The organism is Elioraea rosea, from assembly GCF_007644105.1.
Taxonomy (GTDB): domain Bacteria; phylum Pseudomonadota; class Alphaproteobacteria; order Acetobacterales; family Acetobacteraceae; genus Elioraea_A; species Elioraea_A rosea.
Window position 1 is genome coordinate 94771 of record NZ_VFAC01000004.1, and the last position, 21286, is coordinate 116056.

Consider the following 21286-nt stretch of genomic DNA (forward strand, 5'->3'; position numbering starts at 1 on the left):
TCGCGCGACGAAATGCCAGCGTATCGGGTGCAACCCGCGATGGGTCTGGCAAGGCGCGTGCCAGCCTCGACCCGCTTCGGGGCTTGCGAGGCAGCAGGAAGCGGGGCGATTCTGCCCAACCCCTGGGCAACCTGCCCTGCAATCCAGCGCCGGTGCCTCCCATGCGCCTCCTCCTGCTCAACGCCAACACCGATGCCGCCATCACCGCGCGCATGGCCGCCCTCGCCGCGCCCATGGCCGGCGACAGCGTGACGATCGAGCAGGCGACGGCCCGGTTCGGCGCGCGCTACATCACGACGCGCGCGGCCGCGACCATCGCCGCCCATGCCACGCTCGATGCCTTCGCCGCCCACCTCGCCTCGGCTGCCGCACCGCCCGATGCCGTCCTGCTCGCCTGCTTCGGCGACCCGGGCCTCGCGGCGCTGCGCGAGCTCGCTCCCGTTCCCGTCGCTGGCATGGCGGAGGCGAGCCTGCTTGCCGCAGCCTCGCTCGGCGGGCGCATCGGCGTGCTGACGGGCGGGGAACGGTGGGTGCCGATGCTCGGCGAATACTTCGCCGCCATCGGCCTGGGCGGCAGGACGATCATCCGCGCCGTGCCGCAGACGGGGGCGGAGATCGCCGCCGACCCCGATGGCGCCGTCGCCGGGCTCGCCCGCGAAGCCTCGGCTCTGGTGGAGGACGGCGCGGAGGTCGTCATCCTCGGCGGCGCCGGCCTCGCGGGGCTTTCGGGGAGGATCGCCGCGCGCGTGCCCGTTCCCGTGCTCGACAGCCTCGCCGCAGGCCTCTCCCAGGCGATGATGCTCGCCCGCCTCGGCCCTTCCGCGCCTTCCGCGGGTTCCTATGCCGCCCCGCCTCCTTCGCCTGTCACGGGGCTGAGCGACGCACTCTCGCGCCTGCTCGCCGGGGGCTGACCGGCTGCGCGATCGGCCCGCTCGATGCGCGCCGCGCAGTGCTTGAATCCTGGGATGTGTGCAATCGGGTCGAGCGCGGGGTGTGTCAGCAGGTTCGCCGCTGCCTCGCGATAAGCGAAGGGGATGAAGGCGAGGCCATCCGGCAGGCCCGGTGCGGCGCGCACCGCAAGCACGATCTCCCCCCGCCGCGTCGTGACGCGCGCGAGCCCACCCGGCTTCAGCCCGAGGCGGCGAATGTCGGCTGGCGCGAGGCTGAGCGTTGGCGAGGGCTCGAGCGCATCGAGGGCCGCGGTGCGGCGCGTCATCGTTCCGGTATGCCAATGCTCGAGCTGCCGCCCCGTCGTCAGGATGAAGGGATAGGCAGAATCGGGAAGCTCGGCGGGGTCGGACAGCGCTGCGGGCACGAGGCGTGCACGACCACTCGATGTCGGGAACCGGTCGGCGAAGACGATCTCCTCGCCTGGCGCGCCAGGCGTCGGCGCGGGATAGGTGACGGAGCCTTCGCGCTCGACCCTCTCCCACGGGATGTTGGCGAGCGACGGCATGAGCTGCGCCATCTCGGCGTACACCTCCGAGACGGGCCGGTGCTCCCACGCGAGGCCGAGGCGGCGGGCGAGCTCGACGAGGATCCAGAGATCCTGCCGCGCCTCGCCCGGCACGGCGAGCGCGGCGCGGCCCATCTGAACCTGGCGGTTGGTGTTGGTGACCGTTCCGGTCTTCTCCGGCCAGGCCGAGGCAGGCAGCACGACATCGGCGAGCGCGGCGGTTTCGGTCAGGAACAGGTCCTGCACCACCAGGTGCTCGAGCGAGGCAAGTGCGGAGCGCGCATGCGCTGCATCGGGGTCGCTCATCGCCGGGTTCTCGCCCATGATCAGCATCGCCCTGATCGAGCCCTCCTCGGCCGCATGCAGGATCTCGACCACGGTGAGACCCGGCTCGGCCGAAATCTCGACGCCCCACAGCGCCTCCGCTTCGCGTCGCGCGGCGTCATCGGCAACGCGGTGATAGTCGGGCAGCATCATCGGGATGAGCCCGGCATCGGACGCACCCTGGACGTTGTTCTGTCCTCGCAACGGATGCAGCCCCGTTCCCGGCCTGCCGACATGGCCGCAGAGCAGCGCGAGGGCAACGAGCGCGCGCGCATTGTCGGTTCCGTGCACCGACTGGCTGATGCCCATGCCCCAGAGGATGATCGAGGCGCGCGAGGTCGCATAGGCGCGCGCCACGGTGCGGATCTCCTCCGCGGCGACGCCGCAGATCGGCGCCATCGCCTCGGGCGCGAAGCCGCGGACGTGCCCGGCGAGCGCCTCGAACCCCTCCGTGCGGGCCGCGACGAAGGCTTCGTCGTACAGACGTTCTGCGACGATCACGTGCAGCATCGCGTTCAGAAGCGCGACATCGGCACCGGGCCGGAAGCGCAGGACGTGGCGCGCGAACCTGTCGAGCGGCGTAGGCCGCGGGTCGGCGATCGCGAGTGTCGCACCGCGCGCGGCGGCGTCCTTGATGAAGGTCGCCGCCACGGGGTGGTTCACCGCGGGGCTCGCGCCGATGATCAGGATGAACTCGGCATCGGCCACGGCGGTGAACGGCGCGGTCACGGCACCGCTGCCGATGCCCTCGAGCAATGCGGCGACCGAGGCGGCGTGGCAGAGCCGCGTGCAGTGATCGACGTTGTTCGTTCCGAACCCCGTGCGCACGAGCTTCTGGAAGAGATAGGCTTCCTCGTTCGAGCCCTTGGCGCTGCCGAAGCCCGCGAGCGCGTCTGGCCCGTCACGGTCTCGCACGCGCCGCAAGCCCGCAGCGGCGCGCTCGAGCGCCTCGTCCCAGCTCGCCTCGCGGAACTTCGCGCGCGCTGCGGCAGGCGTGTCTGAATCGCGCGGGTCCTTCGCTGCGCCGTCGATGCGCACGAGCGGAACGGTCAGCCGCTCGGGGTGGCGCACATAGTCGAACCCGAACCGGCCCTTCACGCAGAGCCGCCCTTGGTTCGACGGCCCCTCGCGCCCGCGCACCTCGACGATGCGGTCCTCATCGACATGGAACGCGACCTGGCAGCCGACGCCGCAATAGGGGCAGACACTGTCGACGACGCGCTCGGGCTCGACTGCGCGCACGCCGTTGACGACCACGCTCGCGGCAAGCAGCGCGCCCGTCGGGCAGGCCTGGACGCATTCGCCGCAGGCCACGCAGGTGCTTCCGCCCATCGGCAGGCCCGCGTCGAACACCACGCGCACATCGGCACCGCGATGCGCGAGCCCGATCACGTCGTTGTGCTGCACCTCGCGGCAGGCGCGCTCGCAGAGCCCGCAGGCGATGCAGGCATCGAGCTGGACGAGCATCGCGGGGTGGCTCGCGTCAGGCTCCGGCGGCGGTGTGGTGCGCGGGAAGCGACTTTCCGTGACGCCGAGTTCGCCGGCGAAGCGCGCGAACGGGCCAAGCGGGTCGCGCAGCGTCTCCGGCTGGTCGGCGAGCAGGAGCTCGAACACCATCCGCCTCGCCCGCGCCGCGCGCGCGCTCGCCGTGCGCACCACCATGCCCTCGGCAGGCGTGCGGATGCAGGAGGCGCCGAGCACGCGCTCGCCCTCAATCTCGACAAGGCAGGCGCGGCAGTTGCCATCGGGACGGTAGCCAGGCTTCGGCAGGTGGCAGAGATGCGGTATCTCCGTGCCGCGGCGCTGTGCGACCTGCCAGATCGTCTCGCCCGGCACGGCGGTGACGCTCTCTCCGTCCAGCGTGAACGTGACGCTCACGGAATGCTCTCCGGCATGTGGCGCATCAGCGTGAGAACCGGGTTCAACGCCGCCTGGCCGAGGCCGCAGATCGAGCCGTCCGCCATCGCGGTGGCGAGCTCGGCAAGCAACGGCCGGTCCCACGCCGGCGCGTCGAGCAGCGCAACGGCCTTCGCCGTGCCGACGCGGCAGGGCGTGCACTGCCCGCAGCTCTCGTCCCGGAAGAAGCGCAGCAGGTTGCGCGCTGCCTCGGCGAGATCATCGTGGTCCGACAGGACGATCACGGCGCCCGAGCCGACGAAGCAGCCATGCTTCTCGAGCGCGCCGAAGCCGAGCGGCAGGTCGGCCATCGCAGCCGGCAGGATTCCGCCCGAGGCGCCGCCCGGAAGATAGGCCAGGAAGCGGTGCCCTTCCGCCATTCCGCCCGCATGCTGCTCGATCAACGCGCGCGCGGTGATGCCGACGGGCGCGTCCTTCACGCCGGGGGCGCGCACGCGCCCCGACACGGAGTAGAGCCGACGCCCCGCATGGCCGTTCAGCCCCTGCGCGGCGAAGGCCTCGGCGCCGCCGGAGACGATCTCCGGCAGCCACCACAGCGTCTCGATGTTGTGGATCAGCGTCGGCTGGCCGAACAGGCCCTTCTGGCCGGGAAACGGCGGCTTGTGGCGCGGATAGCCCCGGCGGCCCTCGAGGCTTTCGAGCAGCGCCGTCTCCTCGCCGCAGATATAGGCGCCCGCGCCACGGCGGAGATGGATCGCGCCGCCGAAGCCGCCGGCGGGAATGTCGGCGATCGCCTGCCGCAGCGCCGGGATAAGGTGGCGGTACTCGTCGCGGAGATACATCCAGCATGCCTCAGCCTCGACGGCGCGCGCGGCGATCAGCATGCCTTCGAGGACGCGGTGCATGTCGCGCTCGAGGCACCACAGGTCCTTGAAGGTGCCAGGCTCGCCCTCATCGGCGTTGACCACGAGATGGCGCGGCCCGGGGTTCGCGCGGACGAGCCGCCATTTGCGCGCGGCTGGAAACCCCGCCCCACCCATGCCGCGGAGCCCCGCGCGTTCGACGAGAGCGGCAAGCGCCTCGGGATCGACAGGCGCGGCGGTGAGCGCCGCGTAGGGGCGCGGCGGCGGCGCGGGAAATGGCGCTCCCTCCTGCTCGTGCGCAGGCGCATGGTCGCACAGGCCCATGCAAGGGGCATCGATGATCCGCGCACCGGGATGCGCCGCACGGAGCCGCTCGCGATGGGCAGAGGCGCCGGCCATCGCGCAGGGCAGGCCGGTGCAGACCCGGATCGTTTCGGGCGGTACATCGGCGTGGTCGTCGATCAGGTCGAAATGCGCATAGAAGCTCGCCGCCTCGAAGGGCACGACATGCGGCACGCCGAACGCCTCGGCAAGCGCGCGGAGATGGCCGCGGCGGATCGCGCCTAAGCGGCCCTGCACCGCGTGCAATGCCTCAATCATCATGTCGGGCCGGCGCGGCATGTCGCCGAGCGCGTCTGTCACCTCAGCGAGCGCGATCGCATCCAGCGCCTCGCCGCGCGGGCCGCTCCTCGGCGTCCGCGCCCTGTCCGCTGCCATGGCGGTTCCTCCCGCGGCGAATCATGCGGCGAACCTGCCACGCGCGCAATCCGCCCCCCCTACATCGAGGGTTCGAGGCGGCAATTCACCAGAAGCTCGGCCACCACCGCGTGCGCTGGCAGGCGCAGGGTCGTCTCGATCAGGGCCGCGGCATCCTCCGCGTGCGTCATCTCCTCGCGGGGGTAGGTGCTCACGCCGGCCGTCATGTCGGTCGCGACATAGCCAGGGCAGAAGGCGGTGGCGCGGATGCCCTGCGCCCAGCCTTCGCGGCGGATCGCGTGGGCGAGCGCGACCACGGCGAACTTGCTTGCCGCATAGCCCATGTTCTCGTTCGCCACCCGCTTGCCGGAGAGGGACGAGACGATCACCACGCGGCCCGTGCCCGAGGCGGCGAGGTGCGGCCAGGCTGCACGCACGAGATGCTTCGGCCCCTTCACGTTCACCGCCCACATCCTATCGAGCGCCGCGTCGTCCTCGTCCAGCAGCCGCGCCATGGGGTTGATGCCGGCCGCAGCCACCACGCCGTCGATGCGCCCGAAGCGCGCGGCCGTCGCCTCTGTCCAGGCATCGGCCGAGGCTGCCGTCTCGGCATCGTAGCGGTGGGCGAGCAGCCTGTCGGACACAGGCAGGTCATGGCGGTCCCGCACCCCGGCCGAGACGGCGTAGCCGGCCTCGAGAAGCCGCTCGACCACCGCGCGGCCGATCCCCCGCGCCGCGCCGGACACCATTACCACCCGGCCTGTCGGATCCAGCATTCGTCCTCCCGTCTCGCCGCCATCGCGTTCCGCTGGCATCCTACACGCCATGACACCACCCGATACCCCGCTCGCCACGCTCGAGGCGGCCGCGCGCAGCACGCTCGCCTATCTCGACTACCCCAAGCGCGCCTGGACGCCCGCGCGCCTCGCACCGGACGGGACGGAGGCGGCGGATGTGCTGGTCGTCGGCGCAGGCATCAACGGGCTTGCCATCGCCTTCCTGCTGGCGCGCGAGAAGGTCGCCCGGGTGCGGGTGATCGATGCGGCGGCGGAGGGCCAGGAAGGCCCCTGGCTCGGCTTCGCGCGGATGCGCTGGCTGCGCACGCCGAAGGAGCTTGTCGGCCCCGATCTTGGCGTTGCCCCCCTCTCCTTCCCCGCCTGGTATGCCGCGCGCTTCGGGAAGGCGGCCTGGCAGGCGCTCGACAAGGCGCCGAACGCGGTATGGATGGAGTATCTCGCCTGGTTTCGCGACACGGCCGGCATCGCCGTGGAGAACGGCACGCGCCTCGTGTCGGTCGAGGAGGGGTCGGACGGGCTGTTCGCCTGTACGCTGCGCACCGAAGCCGGCGAGACGGTTGCCTACGCACGCCGGGTCGTGCTCGCGATGGGCGTGCTCGGTGCGGGTGGGGCGGCGCTGCCACGCGAGATCGCCGCGCTGCCCAGCCATCTGCGCGCGCATTCCTCGGACACGATCGATTTCGCGGCGCTCGCCGGAAGGCATGTCGCGGTCATCGGCGCGGGCGCCTCCGCCTTCGACAACGCCGCCGTCGCGCTCGAGACAGGCGCGGCGAAGGTGACGCTGATCGCCCGCCGCGCCGCCATCGCCCAGCCGAACGTCAAGCAGGCGATGGAGTTCGCGGGCTTCCTCCGCCACTACGGCGAGCTCGAGGATGCGCAGCGCTTCCGGCTGCACCAGGTGCTCGCCCGCTTCGCCGTGCCGCCGCCGCCCGACAGCGTCAAGCGCTGCACCGTGCATTGCGAACGCTTCGCGATGATCACCTCGGCGCCGCTCCTTTCCGTTCGCGAGGAGGGCGGGCGCGCCGTGCTCGAGACAGCGCGCGGCAGCGTGACGGCGGATTTCGTCATCGCCGCCACGGGCTTCGCGGTGAATATGCAGGCGCGGCCCGAGCTCTCCGCCTTCGCCCCGCGCATCGCCACCTGGGCTGACCGCTTCCCCGCGGCCGCGGCCGACACAACGCTCGGGGCAATGCCCTATCTCGATGGCGGCTTCGCCTACACCGCGCGCGAGGCGAAGGACGCGTCGGTGCTCGGGCGCATCCACGATGTCGGCATCGCCTCCGTTCCCTCGGTCGGACCGGTCTGCGTCGGGCTGAACGGGATGAAGTTCGGGCCGGACCGTGTCGTGCGCGCCATCACCCGCAGCCTCTTCCTCGAGGATGCGGAAACCCATGTCTCCGCCGTCGAGGCCTTCGCCGCAACCGCCGCGCCGGCCGGGGACGACCCGCTCGTGATCTGAAACAGCTAGCATCGGGAACACCGCATGGACGCCGTCCTGCAAAGCCTCGCCGCCGGTCTGCCGCAGCTCGTTCTGCAGTTCCTTGCCGCCGCGGGCGTCTATGCCGCGGGCATCGCCGTCTACACGCGGCTGACGCCGTATCATGAGCTCGACCTGGTGCGCAGCGGCAACATCGCCGCCGCCGTCACGCTCTCCGGCGCGCTGCTCGGCCTTGCCCTGCCGATCGGCGCGACGCTCGCGCGATCGCTCTCCGTCGCCGACATCCTCGTCTGGGGCGCGGTCGCGACCATCGTCCAGGCGGCGGCGTTTGGCGCGGCGAGCCTCCTGTTGCGCGAGCTTCCGGCGCGGGTCGAACGGGGTGACCTCGCGGCCGCGCTCGTCGCCGCAGCGGTGCAGCTTGCGGTCGGGCTGATCAACGCCGGCGCCATGTCGGGCTGAGGCGATGCGCCGGCTCGACCGCTTCGCGACGCTGCTGCTGCTGGCGATGGCGCTGTGGGCCTTTTTCGGCGAGGAGCGCGAGCCGGCTCCGCCGCCGCGCTCAACCCCGCCGCCGGTCCTGCTGCCGCCCGAGCTTCCTCCCGCGCAGCCCATCCCGCCGACCCCGCAGCCGCAGGACCGTGCCGTGCTTCCGCCGCCGTCGCCGCGGGATCCCGTGTTCGACGTCGCCCCCGGGCCCAATGGCGGCACGAGCAGCGGCACGGCGTTCTCGATGAACCCCTCCGGCCTCTGGCTGACGGCAAAGCATGTCGTGAACGGCTGCCGTCGCGTCGGCATCCGGGAGCGGCAGGGCTGGGTTCAGGCCTCCGTCGCCTGGGCGCATCCCGGTGCCGACATCGCGCTGATCCAGACGCGCGGCGGCACGCCAGGCTTCGCACTTTCGGGAGACGCGCCGACACGGGGGATGGACGCGTTCGGCATCGGCTATCCGCAGGGCCGCCCCGGCGCGGTGCAGGGGCGGCTTCTCGGGCGCGCGCAGATGCAGGCGCGGCGCCTGTTCAAGGGCCTCGCGCCGACGCTCGAATGGGCGGAGGTGCGGCGCGTGCCGAACTTCGGTGGGTCCTTGGGCGGCATTAGCGGCGGGCCCCTCTTCGATGCGAACGGCAACGTGCTCGGCGTGATGGTTGCCGAGCAGCCACGCCGCGGCCGCTTCTCCACCGCGGCACCCGAGACGCTTCTCGCCATGGCAGGAAGCCAGCGGCCGCTTCCCATCGCCGGCGCCGGAACGCGCGCGGTCGCGATCAGCCCCGGCGGTCTGGGCACGGTGGCCGATCGGCTCCGCGGCGAGCTTCGCGTGGCGCAGGTGCTTTGCCAGGGGTGACTCAGCGCTCGATCGGCGTGCCTTCGGGATTGAGCGAGACATGCGCCGAGACGACGCGCCAGCCGATGTCAGGGAGTCGCGCGAAGATCTTCGTCTCCCGCCCGATCATCCCCGTCGCGATCCGGCGATAGACGATGTTCGTCACACCGAAATCCCGGCCATAGGTGGTGATGCGAATCTCCAGCCGCTCGCGCTGCTGGTAGCCGCCGGTCTGCGCACGGCGGAAGCGGCGGATCGCCTCCATGCCGAACAGGATCTCGCCCACGCCGAGGCGAACCGTGCGCGGGTCGTCCCAGAAGATCGCCTCGAGCGTGGGGATGTCGTTGGTCATCAGCGCGGTCTCATAGCGGTCGAGAACCTCGCGCACTTCCGCCACCACGTCTGCCTGGTCGATCTCCATCGGGCTTTTCCTCTCCTGTTGCGCTTGTAGGATGCGCCAGCCGGAGAAGGAGGGCGAGACGGGATGAGCGCGATGGAGGCCGAAGAATGAGCGACGCGCTGCCACGCCGGCTCGACCGGTTCCTCGAAGCCCTGCCGCAGCGTTTCCCGGGCCCCGGCGGGGCCGTCGCGATCCTGCGGGAGGGCGAGGTGCTTGCCCGCCACGCCTGGGGCTACGCCAATGCCGAGAGGCGCATTCCGTTCACGCCGCGCACGCTGTTCCGGATCTGCTCGATCACGAAACAATTCACCTGCGCGGCGGTGCTCGAGGCTCTCGGCGAGCCCGAGGCACTCGATGCCGCCATCCGTGCGCGGCTTCCGCTCCTCGGAGCGGCGGCACCGCCGGCGCGGCTGCTCTGCCACAACCAGTCGGGCCTCAGGGACTATTGGGCGGTGGCGATGCTGCACGGCTCGCCGGCCGAGGCGCCGTTCGGAGACCAGGAGAGCGCGCGGGTGATCGGCGCGACGCGATCGCTCCAGTTCGCGCCGGGCACGCGCTCGTCGTACGTGAACCAGAATTTCCGGCTTCTCTCCGATGCTCTGGAGGAGGCGTCGGGGCGCAGCTTCGCAGAGCTTCTGCGCACCCATGTCTTCGGCCCGATCGGCATGGAAAGCGCGATCCTCGCCGCCGACACGCGCGCCATGCCCGACGGCACCGAGGGGTACGAGGGCACGCAGGCGGGCGGGTTCCGCGCTGCAGAGAACCGCATCGTCTGGACCGGCGATGCCGGCATCGGCGCCTCGCTCGACGACATGATCGCCTGGGAGAAGCACATCGACGCGACGCGCGACGACCCCGACGCGCTGCATGCGCGCCTCTCCGCGCCGACCGCCTTCGCAGACGGCGCACCCGCCCGCTACGGCTTCGGCCTCGCGCGCCGCGCCGAGCTCGGCCGCGCGGTGATCGGCCATGGCGGGGCGCTGCGCGGCTGGCGCAGCCATCGCTTCTACGCGCCGGCGGGGCGTATCTCGGTCGTTGCGTTCCTGAACCAACTTGGCGACGCCACGGCGCTTGCCATCGATGCCTTCGCCACGCTTCTCGACCTCGAGAAGCCGAAGCCCGACACGACGATCGCGCCGCCGCGATGGCTCGGCGCGTATCTGGAGCCGGAAACCGGCCTTGCCGCGCGCATCGACTCCTACGCCCCCGGCCAGGTGCGGCTCCGCTTCGGCCAGACGCCGGAACTTCTCGATCTCGACGCCTCGGGCGCGGCGTCCGCGAGCGGCACGCGGCTCGCGTCGGACGGTGCCGCGCTCACCATGCAGCGCTTGCAGGAGAACATCACGACGCGGCTCATCCCTCGTGGGGGCGTGCCCGAGCGCGACATCGCCGGGCGGTATCGCTGTGCGGAGCTCGACGCCGAGCTCGCCATCGAGGATGCCGGCGGCGCGCTCTATGGTGCGTTCTCCGGGTTCCTCGGCCAGGGGCGGATGGAGCTGCTCGAGCCGATCGCGACCGATCTCTGGGCGCTGCCCTGCCCCCGGGCGCTCGACCATACCCCGCCGGGAGACTGGACGCTCTCGGTGCAGCGGGAGGGAGGACGGCCGACGGCGCTCGTCGTCGGCTGCTGGCTCGCGCGCGGGCTTCGCTACGAACGGGTCGCCTCGGGCTGAAAGGCCCGACGCAGGGGCGGGCTACGCCCAGGATCAATGCCGCAGGGGGCGTGCCCGTGCCATAGTGAGCCGGTGATCGTCTCGGGACACGGCGCATGAGCCGGCAGGGTCGGCGACGCCTTGAAGGGATGCACCGCCGCTCGGTGTTCGTGGCGCTGTTGCGCCTGCTGTTCCAGCCGGAGATCGAGGCCTTCGAGGGCCGCGCCCCGCTTGGCCGCGTGTTCTGGCTCTACGGCGTGGCGACCAGCCTCGGCATTGCCCTGCTCTACCGCCTCGCGATGGAGGCGGGGCGGGTCGGGCTGCAGCAGGGGCTGCTGCTGCTTCTCGCGGCCTATACGGTCTGGGTGCTCGTCGCGGTGTGGCGCTGCGCGGCGAACGCAGCGCCGTTCTGGCGAACCCTGGCACGCAGCCTGACGGTGACCTGGGCCGCCAATGCCATCCTGCTCGGAAGCTTCCTCGAGCTCGAGCTCCTCGCCCGGCTTGGCGGCGGTCCATGAGGGAGCATCCTGCCGCGCGGCGCGGATGGTCCAGAGGAGGGAGGATCGATGCCACGACACGATGACGACGCCGAACCCCCGGCCTGCTTCGCCTCGCCTCCCTGCTTCCTGCATGAGCTCGACCCCGCCTGGCGCGGCGGCTTGGCTGCCGACGCGGAGACCTGGCGCGACGTGTCCCGCTGGCGGAAGGCCGAGCGCGCGCGCCTGGTCGCGGAGCGCACGGCGCTGGCGCCTGAGGAGCGCGCGCGGCGGACGGAGGCGATCATCCGCCATCTCGATGCGCTGCTCGGCGAGGTTGCCGGCAGGGTCATCTCCGGATGGTGGCCGGTGCGGGGCGAGCTCGACCTGCGGCCATGGCTCGCCGGCCTCGCAGCGCGCGGCGCCACTGCCGCACTCCCCTGCGTCCTGCGGCGGCGCGAGCCGCTCGGCTTCCGCGCCTGGCACGAAGGCGCGGCGATGGGCCGCGATGCGGTCGGGATTGCCTGCCCGCAGGAGGACAGGGCCGTCCGCCCCGACATCGTGCTGGCGCCCGTCGTCGGGTTCGATGCCGCCTGCTACCGCCTTGGCCATGGCGGCGGATACTTCGACCGGACGCTCGCCCTGCAGCCGCGGCCGCGCGCCATCGGCATCGGCCTCGCCGCCGCACGGGTTCCGTCCATCTTCCCGCAATGGCACGACGTCCCGATGGAGGCGGTGGTGACCGAGGAGGGCGTGGTCAGGCCCTCTGCGTGAGGCCAGGGCGGCCGCCCACCCTGGCGCTGCGGCGGTGATGCCGTAATCTCGCGCCCATGGCAGCAGCGCGAGGGCAGTGGCGTGACAGGGCGGTCGCGCCCGCACTCGTCGTCCTCTCGGGGCTTCTCTACACGGCCGGCTACGTCACCTCGAAGCTGCTCGCCGGGCGCGTCGATGCGATACAGCTCACCTTCCTGCGCTGCGCGCTGCTGCTCGCCGCCTTCGCCGCGTCGACGCCGTTCGCGGCGAGCCCAGGCGCGGCCTGGCGGCGGCTGCTGTTCCCGCCGAGGGCGCGGGACATGCGGCTTGCGGGGCTCGGGGTGATCGGCTCCTCGATCATGGTGATCTTCGCCTATGCGCGCATGCCCGTGGTCGAGGTCTCCGCCGTCGGCTTCATGGGGCCGATCATCCTCACCGCCCTGGCAGGCCCGATCCTCGGCGAGCGGGTCGGAGCGCTGCGCTGGCTCGCCGTCGGGCTCGGCTTCGGCGGCATGCTCGTCGTGCTCCGGCCGGGTATGGCCGGGTTCCAACCCGCCGCCCTTCTCGCGCTCGCCGGACAGTTCGCCTATGCGGGCTACCAGATCGTCACGCGCAGGCTTCGGGGCATCGCCGATGCGCGCGACCTGACGCTCCAGGCCGCCATCGTCGGCACCGCCATCACCGCGCCGACGCTGCCCTGGCTGTGGAGCCACCCCTCCGCCGCAGACTGGGCGATGATCGTCGCCTTCGCCGCGCTCCAGGCAGCCGGGCAGGTGACGCTCGCGATGGCGCTGCAGCGCGCCGAGATGGCTGGGCTGCAGCCATGGCAATACGTGAAGCTTCTCTGGGCGGTGGGCTTCGATCTCCTGCTGTTCGGCCTCTGGCCTGACCCCGTCGCGGCCATCGGCGTCGCGTTGATCCTCGCGGGAACGGCGCTCGCCGCCTCCCGCGCAGCACCGCCCCGTTGACGACGCCGCGGGCGCCCGCACATGGTGCGGCGATGGAAGGGACCCAAGCCGCACGCGCCCCGCGCGACGCGACCGTTACCGTTGCGTCCGATACGCCCGCCTCGACGCCCTTCCTGCTTCTCGCAGCGGTTGCCGGCATCGGCCAGATCGCGGCGAACCTGCCGCTGCCGAGCCTTCCGGCCATCGCCGAGACGTTCCGCGTCGGCGCGGGCGGGGGCGAGCTCGTGCTCGCGGTGTTCCTCGCCGCCTTCGCGCCGTTCCAGCTCGTCTGGGGGCCTCTGTCGGACAGGCATGGGCGGCGGCCGGTCGTGCTCGGCACGCTCGCGCTGTTCGCCGCCGGAAGCCTTCTCTGCGCCGCCGCCACGAGCTTCGCCGTGCTGCTCGCGGGCAGGGTGCTGCAGGCGGCCGGCGGGGCCGCGGGGCTTGCCATCGCTCGCGCAATGATCCGCGATGCCAACGAGGGCGCGGGCGTCGGGCGGGGCATGGCGTCGCTCTCGATGGCGATCGCCGCGGTGCCCGCGCTTTCGCCGCTCGCGGGTGCGGGCCTCGACCTGCTCGCGGGCTGGCGGGCTGGCTTCGTCGCCTCCGCAGCCGTGGCGTTGGTGGTGCTCGCCTGGGCCGCCAAGGCGCTCGGGGAGAGCAACCGGACCAGGCTCGCCGTGCTCGATGCGGCGGCGATCGCGCGCGGCTACCGCGGCGTGTGGTCGTCTCAGCGGTTCCGCGCCAACGTGCTGGTGGCCGCTGGCGCGATGGGCGGGCTGTTCGCCTTCGGGGCCGGCAGCCCGCACCTCTACATCACCGTGTTCGGGCTGACGCCGACGGCCTACGCGCTCTACCCGCTGATCGCCGTGATCGGCGTCGTCATCGGCGGGGGCATCGCGCGGCGGCTGATGAAGTCGGGGCGCACCACGGCGGGGCTGACGACGGGGACGGTGCTGATGCTCGCAGGCGGCATCGGGATGGTCGCGCTCGGCCCGCTCGATCTCTTCACCAAGCACGGCGTGAACGTGACGATGAGCCTGTTCGTGCTCGGCCTCGGCCTCGCCCTGCCGGCGGCCTTCGCCGAGGCGCTCGCCGAGTTCAAGGGCAATGCCGGAACGGCGGCCTCGCTTGCTGGCGCGATCCAGATCGCGGGCGGGGCGGTGGCTGCGGGGCTTGCTGGCGTGATCGGCATGCCCGCGGCGATGGCCGCCTGCGGGCTGCTCGCCATCGCCTCGCTTGCGATCAGGCCTGCGACGGAGCGGCCGTAGGGCTAGCGAGGCCGGGGAGCGAACCCCCCGGCCCGCGGCGGCCGATCAGGCCGCCTGCTTCGCCAGATGCCCCTGGGCGATCAGAGTCTCGGCGATCTGCACCGCGTTGAGCGCAGCGCCCTTGCGGAGATTATCGCTGACGCACCAGAAGGCGAGGCCGTGCGGAACGGTCGTGTCCTTGCGCATGCGGGAGACGAACACCTCGTCCTCGCCTGCCGCCTCGACCTGCGTGATGTAGCCGCCATCCTCGCGGCGATCGACCACCGCGACGCCTGGCGCCTTCCTCAGCGCGGCGAGCGCCTCCGACACCGTGATCGGGCCCTCGAACTCGACATGCACCGCCTCGGCGTGGCCGACGAACACCGGCACGCGCACGCAGGTGGCGATCACCGCGATGTCGGGGTCGAGGATCTTCTTGGTCTCGGCGACCATCTTCCACTCTTCCTTGGTCGACCCGTCCTCCATGAACTTGTCGATGTGGGGAATGCAGTTGAACGCGATCGGCTTGGTGAACTGCTCTGGCGTCGGCAGGTCATTGACGAAGCTGCCCTTCGACTGGGTGTAGAGCTCGTCCATCCCCTCCTTCCCTGCGCCGGAGACCGACTGGTAGGTCGAGACGACGACCCGCTTGATCCGCGCGATCGCGTGCAGGGGCTTCAGCGCGACGACCATCTGGATGGTCGAGCAGTTCGGGTTGGCGATGATGTTGCGCTTGGCGAAGCCCTTGAGCGCCCCAGGATTCACCTCGGGGACGACGAGGGGGATGTCGGGCTCCATCCGGAAGTGGCTGGTGTTGTCGATCACCACGCAGCCCGCTGCCGCGGCGCGCGGCGCGTGCACGGCAGAGACCGACGCGCCGGGGCTGAACAGGCCGATATCGATACCCTTGAAGTCGAAGGTCTCGAGGTTCTGCACGGTCAGCACCTTGTCGTCGCCGAAGCTCACCTGCGAGCCGGCGGAGCGGCCGGAGGCGAGGGCGACCACGTCCGTGGCGGGGAAGTCGCGCTGGGCCAGCGTTTTCAGCAGCTCGCGCCCGACCGCTCCGGTGGCGCCGACGACTGCAACCCTGTAGCCCATGACACATGCTCCTTTCCGCCTGGATTGGCAGGAGAGGGAGTTACGCCCCCCGCCCGCCGTGTTCAAGCGCCGGCCGTGCCGCAAGCCGTGCGCCCGAGGCAAGCCACACCCCGGCTGTCAGCGCCGCGAATCCAGGCAGTTCGGGCCAGGAGGGCACCTCGCCGAGGGCAGGGATGGCGAGCAGCGCGGTCAGGGCCGGGTTCAGCGCCGCCGGGCTTGCCGCCCGCGCCGCCCCAAGCCTGGCGACGCCGATGTTGAACAGGATGACCGAGAGCGTCGCCGCCAGCCCGCCATGAAGGGTCGCCTGGAGCGCGAGCTCGCCGAGCGGGATCTCGAGGAACCGCGGCCCGGACATCGCGAGATAGGGCGGCAGGTAGACGACGGTCGAACCGATCGTCGACAGCGCCACGGCATCGAGCGACGGCAGCCGCGCCTTGCGGATGGCGATGGTGTAGAGGGCCCAGAGCAGGCCCGCGCAGGCGAACAGGGCATGGCCGATGAAGACGCGCGGCGAATGCCCGGCAAGCGTGGCGCCGACGAGCGTCGCGACACCGGCGACGATCAGCACCAGCCCCGCAAGGCTGCGCCGCGACAGGCTTTCGCGCAGGAAGAGATGGGCGAGCACCCCTGTCCACACGGCCGAGAGGGGGGCGGTCATCGCCCCGCCATGGCCCGCGGGGGCGAATACGAGGCCGCCGGTGTTGCAGAGGCTGAATGTGAAGCCCGAGCCGCCGATGACGGCAGCGAGGGAGAGAGGGCTCAGCTTCCGCACGGCAAGCCCGTGCCGAAGCGCATAGGGCGTCATCAGGATCGCCGCGGTCAGGAACCTCAGCGCCACCATGTCCGGCGCGCGGAGGCTCGAGGCGCCGAGCAGGTAGCGCGTCGCGACGGCCCATCCCGCCCAGATCGAGACCGCTCCGATCGCCGCGGCCCAGCCGAGCGCCTCGCCGGCCGGACGCCGGGGCGGTGCGCCTGCTTCGCGTTCCATGCGCGCCGAGCATAGGCAAGCGGCTGGCGCACGCCAGAGCGGGACATCCATGCGCGGCGGGCATGCTTGGGAGGCTGGTGCAGGGCCCGGAAACGCGAACGGCCGGCGCGTCGCCGCGCCGGCCGCCCGTTCAGCGCAAGGCGCCGAGGATCAGGCCATCACGAGATTGTCGGGAATGGCGTGCCCGTTCTCGCGGAACCACTTCGCCGCGCCCGGGTGGAACGGCAGGAAGGTGTTCTTGTTCCAGTTCTCCGGCAGCGTCTCCTTCGAGGCCGCCGTCGCCTGCACCATCCGCGCATTCTGCGTCATGACTGACTTCACGATCTCGTAGGCCAAGTCATCGGGCAGGCTCTTGTGCGCGATGGCGAAGTTGTAGACGCCGAGGATGTTGATGTCGGCCTGCGGCGTCCTGTACGTGCCCTTCGCCACCGTGCCCTTCGAAAGCTCGGGGATGGCCTTGGTGATCGTGTCCATCTGGGCGCTGGTGAAGCCGAAGATGTTCACCTGGTTGGTCGTCTCGAGCTCGGAAAAGGCCGGGATGGGCACGCCCGAGGCGAAGAGGAACGCGTCGAGCAGGCCGTCGGACACCTGGCCGACGAGGTCGGACGCGCTGCCGTAGCGGATCGCCGACGGCGTGACGCCGAGCTCGCGCAGGATCAGCGGGTAGTAGGTCCCGGGCGTGCCGCCGCGCGGGCCGACCCCGACGCTCTTGCCGTTGAGCTGGCTGTGGTCGGTGATGCCCGAGCGGGTGAGGGCGACGCCGTGGAACGGCGTGTCATACATCGGGAACAGAGCGCGGATGTCGCGGAAGCGGTTGCCCTGCGTCCACTCGCCCTTGCCTTCCCAGGCCTGCAGCGCGACGCCCATCGTCACCATCCCGAGCTCGACCTCCTTGCGGTTGGTCAGGATGATGTTCTGGTTCGGGCCCTGCGTGGTGCGATAGGAGATGTTCACCCCCGTCGCTTCCTGCGCGATCTGCCCCCAGGCGGGCCCGAAGATGGCATAGGTGCCGCCCGGCGCGGCGGTGCCCATGTTCAGGGCACGCGGCCAGGACGAATTCTTCGGCTGCGCCGAGACGATTGCCGGAAATCCGAGAGCAGCAACAGACGTGGCTGCCAGCAGATGGCGTCGCTTCATCATACGGTGATCCTCCCCTTACACACGGAAACAGTCGGCGGGCGGTGACCCGGGCCCGCCTTCTTGCCGCCAACATGGGTGAAACCGGGCCCGGAGAAAAGGGGGAAGCCGCTTCGAGGGCCTGGCCGCGGGCAGGTGCCCTTCTTCGGCCGCCCGGGATGCCCACATCCGGAAGGCCGGCCCGAAGAAGAGAGGACAACCCATGATCGCACGACGGACAGCCCTGCTCGCCGCTGGAGCTTCCCTTCTCATCGCGCCAAGGGCCCTGGCCCAGGCAGCCGCACCCTCGGGCCCGTTCACCCTGCCGCCCCTTCCCTATGCTGCAAGCGCGAACGAGGCGGCGATCGATGCCCAGACGATGGAGATCCATCACGGCCGGCACCACGCCGCCTACGTGGCGAACCTGAACGCGGCGGTCGCCCCCCATTCCCAGGTCGCGGCCATGCCGCTCGAGCAGATCCTCGCCAGGCTCGCGGAGATGCCGGAGGGGGTTCGCACCGCCATCCGCAACAATGGCGGCGGGCACGCAAACCACGCGATGTTCTGGAGCATCATGGGCGGGCGCGGGGGCGAACCCTCTGGCGAGCTCGCGACAGCCATCGCGCGCGATTTTGGGTCCGTCGCGACGTTCCGCGAGCAGTTCGAGCGCGCCTCGACGACCGTGTTCGGCTCGGGCTGGGCGTTCGTGACCGTCACGCGGGACGGCACGCTCGCCATCGCGCAGAAGCCGAACCAGGACACGCCGCTGATGGAGGGCGGGCGCGTGCTGCTCGGCAACGACGTGTGGGAGCACGCCTACTACCTGCGCTACCAGAACCGCCGCGCCGACTACGTGCGGAACTGGTGGACGGTGCTCGACTGGGAGAAGATCGGCGCTCGCTACGCCTCGGCGAAGGCGGGCACGCTGACGATCTGAGCCCGCTCTAGTCCGCGAGTGCCTTCATCGCTGCATAGAGGTCGCTCTTGCCCTCGAAGCCGATGCCGGGAAGGTCGGGCAGCGTCACGTGCCCGTCCTTCACGGCGACGCCGTCGGGGAAGCCGCCATAGGGCTGAAAGAGGTCGGGATAGCTCTCGTTGCCGCCGAGGCCGAGGCCCGCGGCGATGGCGAGGCTCATCTGGTGCCCGCCATGAGGGATGCAGCGCGCGGGCGACCAGCCATGCTCGTGCAGGACGGCGAGCGTGCGGCGATACTCGCAGAGCCCGTAGCTGAGCGCGCAGTCGAACTGCAGCCAGTCGCGGTCCGCCCGCATGCCGCCGTGGCGAAGCAGGTTGCGCGCATCCTGGTGCGAGAACAGGTTCTCGCCCGTCGCCATCGGGCCCGGGTAGAACTGCGCAAGCGTCGCCTGCAGCGTGTAGTCGAGCGGGTCTCCCGCCTCCTCGTACCAGAAGAGCGGATACTCGCGGAGCATCTTCGCATAGGCGATGGCGGTTTCGAGATCGAAACGCCCATTCGCATCGACCGCGAGCTGCGCCTCCGAGCCGATCTCTGCAAGCACGGCCTCGATGCGCCGCCGGTCCTCCTCGACCGAGGCGCCGCCGATCTTCATCTTCACGACGGTGTAGCCGCGCTTGAGGTAGCTCCGCATCTCGGCCTTCAGCGCGTCGTCATCCTTGCCGGGGTAGTAGTACCCGCCCGCGGCATAGACGAAGACACGCGGGTTCGCCTGGCGGCCCGCCCCTTCGGCCAGGTGATGGTGCAGCGGCTTGCCCGCGATCTTCGCCGTCGCGTCCCAGATCGCCATGTCGAGCGTGCCGACCGCGACCGAACGCTCGCCATGCCCGCCAGGCTTCTCGTTCGCCATCATCGCCGACCAGCAGCGGTCAGGGTCGAGATTGGTGCCGGCGTCGTCGTTCAGCGACGCAGGGTCCGCCTCCATCAGCCGCGGGGCGAAGCGCTCGCGGATCAGCCCGCCTTGGCCGTAGCGCCCGTTGCTGTTGAACCCGTAGCCGACGACGCGGCGCCCGTCGCGCACCGCGTCGGTCACGACCGCGACGAGGCTCGTCGTCATCTTCGAGAAGTCGATATAGGCGTTGCGGATCGCCGACGCGATCGGCTTGGTCACTTCCTCGACGGCGAGGATGCGAACGGTCATGCGGAACTCTCCCGGGGGTCAGGCAATGGTCACAGCGAAGCGCCGGCGCAGATGGTGATCTGCTGGCCGGTGATGGAGCGAGCCTCCTCCGAGATCAGGAAGGCCGCAAGCCCCGCGACCTCCGACGCCTCGATCAGCCTGCCTCCCGGCGGCAGCCTCACCGCGATGCCGGCGCGGGCAGGGTCGCGGATCATCGCGGTATCGGTCGCTGCCGGCGCGATGACGTTGACGGTGATGCGCCGGGGTAGCAGTTCCATCGCCCACGAACGCGCGAGGCCGACAAGCGCCGCCTTGGTCGCGGCATAGTCTGCCCGGCGCGGCGCACCGTTCGCCGCGCGGCTGCCGATCAGGACCACGCGGCCGCCCTCCGGCATGGCGGGCAGAAGCGCCGCTCCGAGCGCCTGCGCCGCGGCAACGTGGATCCGCCACATCAGCGACGCCGTTTTGGCGTCCACCTCGCCGACCGCCCCGCCCCGCATGATGCCCGCGGCATGGACGAGGGCATCGACAGGCCCGAGCGTTGACGCCGCCTGCACTGTCGCCTCCGCGTCGGCGAGGTCAACGGTACGGGAGGCGAAACGCTCATCCGCGAGCGCTGCCGGCGCGCGGTCCAGGCCCGTGACGCGCCAGCCATCGCCGAGAAGGCGCTCGGCGATGGCGAGCCCGATGCCGCTCGATGAGCCGGTGACGAGGGCGTGGCGCGTGCCGCTCATTGCGGCTCGTAGTTCACGCTGCGCAGGAGCTCACGCGCTCGGACGATCTCGGAGGCGATGAAGCGCTTGGTGTCGTCGACGCTCTCGTCGACCGGCTCGAGGATCATCTGCGTCATGCGCGCGATCATGTCGGGCTCGCGCATCGTCTCGCGCATCAGCGTGTTGACCTTCTGCACGATCGGCTCCGGCACGCCCTTCGGGCCCCAGATTCCGTACCAGGAATTGAACTCGTAGCCGTCCATGCCTTGCTCGATCATCGTCGGCACGTCTGGTGCCAGCACCGAGCGCTGCTTTGTGGCGATCCCGAGCGCGCGGGCCCGGCCTTCCTTCGCCGCTGGCAGGAGCGCGAAGGATGGGTCCATCAGCAGTTGCACGTTGCCTGCGACGATGTCGGTCAGCGCCGGCTGGGTCCCGCGATAGGGGGCGAACTCGATCGCGACACCGGCGCGGCGAAGGAAGTCGATCGTCGCGAGATGCCCCGCAGAGCCGAGAGAGGAGAGGGCGAAGGTCCACTCCCGCGGCTTCGCCTTGGCGGCGGCGAGCACCTCGGGGATCGTCTTCTCCGGCCGGTGCGGCGTAGAGACGAGCACGAGTGGCGCAGCGGCCGTGCGCGCCATTACGGTCAGGTCGGACTCGGGGTTGAAGGTCGCGGCCTTGAGAACGAGCGGCATCACCGCCGTGTTGAATGCCGAAGCGAGGAACGTGTACCCGTCCGGCGCGGCCTGGATGACCGCGGAGGTGCCAACGAGGCCCGAGCCGCCGGTGCGGTTCTCCACCACGGCGTTGGCGCCAAGCTTCTCGTTCAGCCGCTGCGCGAAAAGGCGGCCAAGCAGGTCGTTCGCGGCTCCTGGCGGCCACGGAACGATGACGCGGATCTGTCGCCCCCGCGGCCAGGCCTCCTCGGCATGCACGGCGGGGGCGGCAAGCAGCGCGGCGGACGCGGCGAGAACGCCGCGCCGCGTCGGGTGGCGGGAAGGTGTGCCAATTGTCATGGACCTCTCCTCGTTGTTCGTCCGCTTGGCGGATCGTT

General features: G+C 71.2%; 20 protein-coding genes. 10 read left to right on the top strand and 10 right to left on the bottom strand.

What is annotated here, in order from left to right:
• Positions 1-161 precede the first annotated feature (161 nt).
• On the top strand, positions 162-911 hold the full coding sequence (locus tag FIF60_RS04865) for an aspartate/glutamate racemase family protein (protein ID WP_144184425.1): 750 nt from the start codon (positions 162-164) through the stop codon (positions 909-911).
• Here FIF60_RS04865 and fdhF read toward each other — a convergent pair.
• The 3 genes from fdhF to FIF60_RS04880 are packed head-to-tail and all read right to left on the bottom strand — an operon-like array spanning position 839 to position 5972.
• The gene (gene fdhF / locus FIF60_RS04870) at positions 839-3658 is read right to left on the bottom strand and encodes a formate dehydrogenase subunit alpha (RefSeq protein ID WP_144184427.1); all 2820 of its coding nucleotides are present in this window, start codon (positions 3656-3658) and stop codon (positions 839-841) included. The two genes, FIF60_RS04865 and fdhF, sit on opposite strands and share 73 nt — an antisense overlap.
• A complete protein-coding gene (locus tag FIF60_RS04875) occupies positions 3655-5217 on the bottom strand; it encodes an NADH-ubiquinone oxidoreductase-F iron-sulfur binding region domain-containing protein (RefSeq protein WP_144184429.1) in 1563 nt (520 codons plus the stop codon). The genes fdhF and FIF60_RS04875 overlap by 4 nt, the downstream gene beginning before the upstream one ends.
• Positions 5218-5276: 59 nt before the next feature.
• Positions 5277-5972 carry an SDR family NAD(P)-dependent oxidoreductase gene (locus FIF60_RS04880; protein WP_144184431.1) on the bottom strand — a complete coding sequence of 232 codons (696 nt, stop codon included), beginning with the start codon at positions 5970-5972 and terminating at the stop codon, positions 5277-5279.
• Between the two features lie 49 nt (positions 5973-6021).
• Between FIF60_RS04880 and FIF60_RS04885 the strand changes: the two genes are divergently transcribed.
• From FIF60_RS04885 to FIF60_RS04895, 3 genes are read left to right on the top strand one after another with little or no spacing between them, the layout of a single operon-like run.
• Positions 6022-7452 carry an FAD/NAD(P)-binding protein gene (locus FIF60_RS04885; protein ID WP_144184433.1) on the top strand — a complete coding sequence of 477 codons (1431 nt, stop codon included), beginning with the start codon at positions 6022-6024 and terminating at the stop codon, positions 7450-7452.
• 24 nt (positions 7453-7476) lie between these two features.
• A complete protein-coding gene (locus tag FIF60_RS04890) occupies positions 7477-7890 on the top strand; it encodes a DUF350 domain-containing protein (protein ID WP_144184435.1) in 414 nt (137 codons plus the stop codon).
• 4 nt (positions 7891-7894) lie between these two features.
• The gene (locus tag FIF60_RS04895) at positions 7895-8770 is read left to right on the top strand and encodes a S1 family peptidase (RefSeq protein WP_144184437.1); all 876 of its coding nucleotides are present in this window, start codon (positions 7895-7897) and stop codon (positions 8768-8770) included.
• A gap of 1 nt (position 8771) precedes the next feature.
• Here the strand turns inward: FIF60_RS04895 and FIF60_RS04900 are convergent, their stop codons facing one another.
• Positions 8772-9170, bottom strand: a complete 399-nt coding sequence (locus FIF60_RS04900) for an AtzH-like domain-containing protein (RefSeq protein WP_144184439.1) — start codon at positions 9168-9170, stop codon at positions 8772-8774.
• Between the two features lie 86 nt (positions 9171-9256).
• On the opposite strand from FIF60_RS04900, the gene FIF60_RS04905 reads away from it, so the two are divergent.
• From FIF60_RS04905 to FIF60_RS04925, 5 genes are all read left to right on the top strand, one after another.
• Positions 9257-10822, top strand: coding sequence for a D-aminopeptidase (locus tag FIF60_RS04905; RefSeq protein ID WP_144184441.1), 1566 nt, complete (start codon positions 9257-9259; stop codon positions 10820-10822).
• Between the two features lie 95 nt (positions 10823-10917).
• Positions 10918-11319, top strand: a complete 402-nt coding sequence (locus FIF60_RS04910; RefSeq protein WP_144184443.1) for a hypothetical protein — start codon at positions 10918-10920, stop codon at positions 11317-11319.
• Between the two features lie 48 nt (positions 11320-11367).
• Entirely contained in the window at positions 11368-12051 is a 684-nt protein-coding gene (locus FIF60_RS04915; protein WP_144184445.1) for a 5-formyltetrahydrofolate cyclo-ligase, read from the top strand.
• Between the two features lie 56 nt (positions 12052-12107).
• Positions 12108-12998, top strand: a complete 891-nt coding sequence (locus FIF60_RS04920; protein ID WP_144184447.1) for a DMT family transporter — start codon at positions 12108-12110, stop codon at positions 12996-12998.
• Positions 12999-13030: 32 nt separating this feature from the next.
• Positions 13031-14248, top strand: coding sequence for an MFS transporter (locus FIF60_RS04925; RefSeq protein WP_144184449.1), 1218 nt, complete (start codon positions 13031-13033; stop codon positions 14246-14248).
• A 45-nt stretch (positions 14249-14293) separates the two neighbouring features.
• On the opposite strand, the gene FIF60_RS04930 is transcribed toward FIF60_RS04925, so the two are convergent.
• From FIF60_RS04930 to FIF60_RS04940, 3 genes are all read right to left on the bottom strand, one after another.
• Positions 14294-15325, bottom strand: a complete 1032-nt coding sequence (locus FIF60_RS04930; RefSeq protein WP_144184451.1) for an aspartate-semialdehyde dehydrogenase — start codon at positions 15323-15325, stop codon at positions 14294-14296.
• A 40-nt stretch (positions 15326-15365) separates the two neighbouring features.
• Positions 15366-16313 (bottom strand): DMT family transporter, encoded by a 948-nt coding sequence (locus FIF60_RS04935; RefSeq protein WP_158639065.1) that lies wholly within the window; start codon positions 16311-16313, stop codon positions 15366-15368.
• Positions 16314-16463: 150 nt separating this feature from the next.
• Positions 16464-17453 (bottom strand): TAXI family TRAP transporter solute-binding subunit, encoded by a 990-nt coding sequence (locus tag FIF60_RS04940; RefSeq protein WP_144184455.1) that lies wholly within the window; start codon positions 17451-17453, stop codon positions 16464-16466.
• A gap of 199 nt (positions 17454-17652) precedes the next feature.
• Here FIF60_RS04940 and FIF60_RS04945 point away from each other — a divergent pair, with 199 nt between their 5' ends.
• The gene (locus FIF60_RS04945) at positions 17653-18366 is read left to right on the top strand and encodes a superoxide dismutase (protein ID WP_144184457.1); all 714 of its coding nucleotides are present in this window, start codon (positions 17653-17655) and stop codon (positions 18364-18366) included.
• Between the two features lie 7 nt (positions 18367-18373).
• Here the strand turns inward: FIF60_RS04945 and FIF60_RS04950 are convergent, their stop codons facing one another.
• From FIF60_RS04950 to FIF60_RS04960, 3 genes are read right to left on the bottom strand one after another with little or no spacing between them, the layout of a single operon-like run.
• On the bottom strand, positions 18374-19543 hold the full coding sequence (locus FIF60_RS04950; RefSeq protein WP_144184459.1) for a mandelate racemase/muconate lactonizing enzyme family protein: 1170 nt from the start codon (positions 19541-19543) through the stop codon (positions 18374-18376).
• A gap of 29 nt (positions 19544-19572) precedes the next feature.
• A complete protein-coding gene (locus FIF60_RS04955; protein WP_144184461.1) occupies positions 19573-20256 on the bottom strand; it encodes an SDR family NAD(P)-dependent oxidoreductase in 684 nt (227 codons plus the stop codon).
• On the bottom strand, positions 20253-21248 hold the full coding sequence (locus FIF60_RS04960; RefSeq protein WP_144184463.1) for a Bug family tripartite tricarboxylate transporter substrate binding protein: 996 nt from the start codon (positions 21246-21248) through the stop codon (positions 20253-20255). Before FIF60_RS04960 ends, FIF60_RS04955 begins: the two co-directional genes overlap by 4 nt.
• Positions 21249-21286: the final 38 nt, after the last annotated feature.

Coding starts and splice junctions, on each gene's coding strand:
- FIF60_RS04875 (WP_144184429.1), bottom strand. CDS start 5,217: ATGGCAGCGGACAGGGCGCGGACGCCGAGGAGCGGCCCGCGCGGCGAG.
- FIF60_RS04900 (WP_144184439.1), bottom strand. CDS start 9,170: ATGGAGATCGACCAGGCAGACGTGGTGGCGGAAGTGCGCGAGGTTCTC.
- FIF60_RS04865 (WP_144184425.1), top strand. CDS start 162: ATGCGCCTCCTCCTGCTCAACGCCAACACCGATGCCGCCATCACCGCG.
- FIF60_RS04890 (WP_144184435.1), top strand. CDS start 7,477: ATGGACGCCGTCCTGCAAAGCCTCGCCGCCGGTCTGCCGCAGCTCGTT.
- FIF60_RS04950 (WP_144184459.1), bottom strand. CDS start 19,543: ATGACCGTTCGCATCCTCGCCGTCGAGGAAGTGACCAAGCCGATCGCG.
- FIF60_RS04945 (WP_144184457.1), top strand. CDS start 17,653: ATGATCGCACGACGGACAGCCCTGCTCGCCGCTGGAGCTTCCCTTCTC.
- FIF60_RS04930 (WP_144184451.1), bottom strand. CDS start 15,325: ATGGGCTACAGGGTTGCAGTCGTCGGCGCCACCGGAGCGGTCGGGCGC.
- FIF60_RS04915 (WP_144184445.1), top strand. CDS start 11,368: ATGCCACGACACGATGACGACGCCGAACCCCCGGCCTGCTTCGCCTCG.
- FIF60_RS04895 (WP_144184437.1), top strand. CDS start 7,895: ATGCGCCGGCTCGACCGCTTCGCGACGCTGCTGCTGCTGGCGATGGCG.
- FIF60_RS04920 (WP_144184447.1), top strand. CDS start 12,108: ATGGCAGCAGCGCGAGGGCAGTGGCGTGACAGGGCGGTCGCGCCCGCA.
- FIF60_RS04880 (WP_144184431.1), bottom strand. CDS start 5,972: ATGCTGGATCCGACAGGCCGGGTGGTAATGGTGTCCGGCGCGGCGCGG.
- FIF60_RS04935 (WP_158639065.1), bottom strand. CDS start 16,313: ATGGAACGCGAAGCAGGCGCACCGCCCCGGCGTCCGGCCGGCGAGGCG.
- FIF60_RS04940 (WP_144184455.1), bottom strand. CDS start 17,453: ATGATGAAGCGACGCCATCTGCTGGCAGCCACGTCTGTTGCTGCTCTC.
- FIF60_RS04885 (WP_144184433.1), top strand. CDS start 6,022: ATGACACCACCCGATACCCCGCTCGCCACGCTCGAGGCGGCCGCGCGC.
- FIF60_RS04925 (WP_144184449.1), top strand. CDS start 13,031: ATGGAAGGGACCCAAGCCGCACGCGCCCCGCGCGACGCGACCGTTACC.
- FIF60_RS04960 (WP_144184463.1), bottom strand. CDS start 21,248: ATGACAATTGGCACACCTTCCCGCCACCCGACGCGGCGCGGCGTTCTC.
- FIF60_RS04905 (WP_144184441.1), top strand. CDS start 9,257: ATGAGCGACGCGCTGCCACGCCGGCTCGACCGGTTCCTCGAAGCCCTG.
- FIF60_RS04910 (WP_144184443.1), top strand. CDS start 10,918: ATGAGCCGGCAGGGTCGGCGACGCCTTGAAGGGATGCACCGCCGCTCG.
- FIF60_RS04955 (WP_144184461.1), bottom strand. CDS start 20,256: ATGAGCGGCACGCGCCACGCCCTCGTCACCGGCTCATCGAGCGGCATC.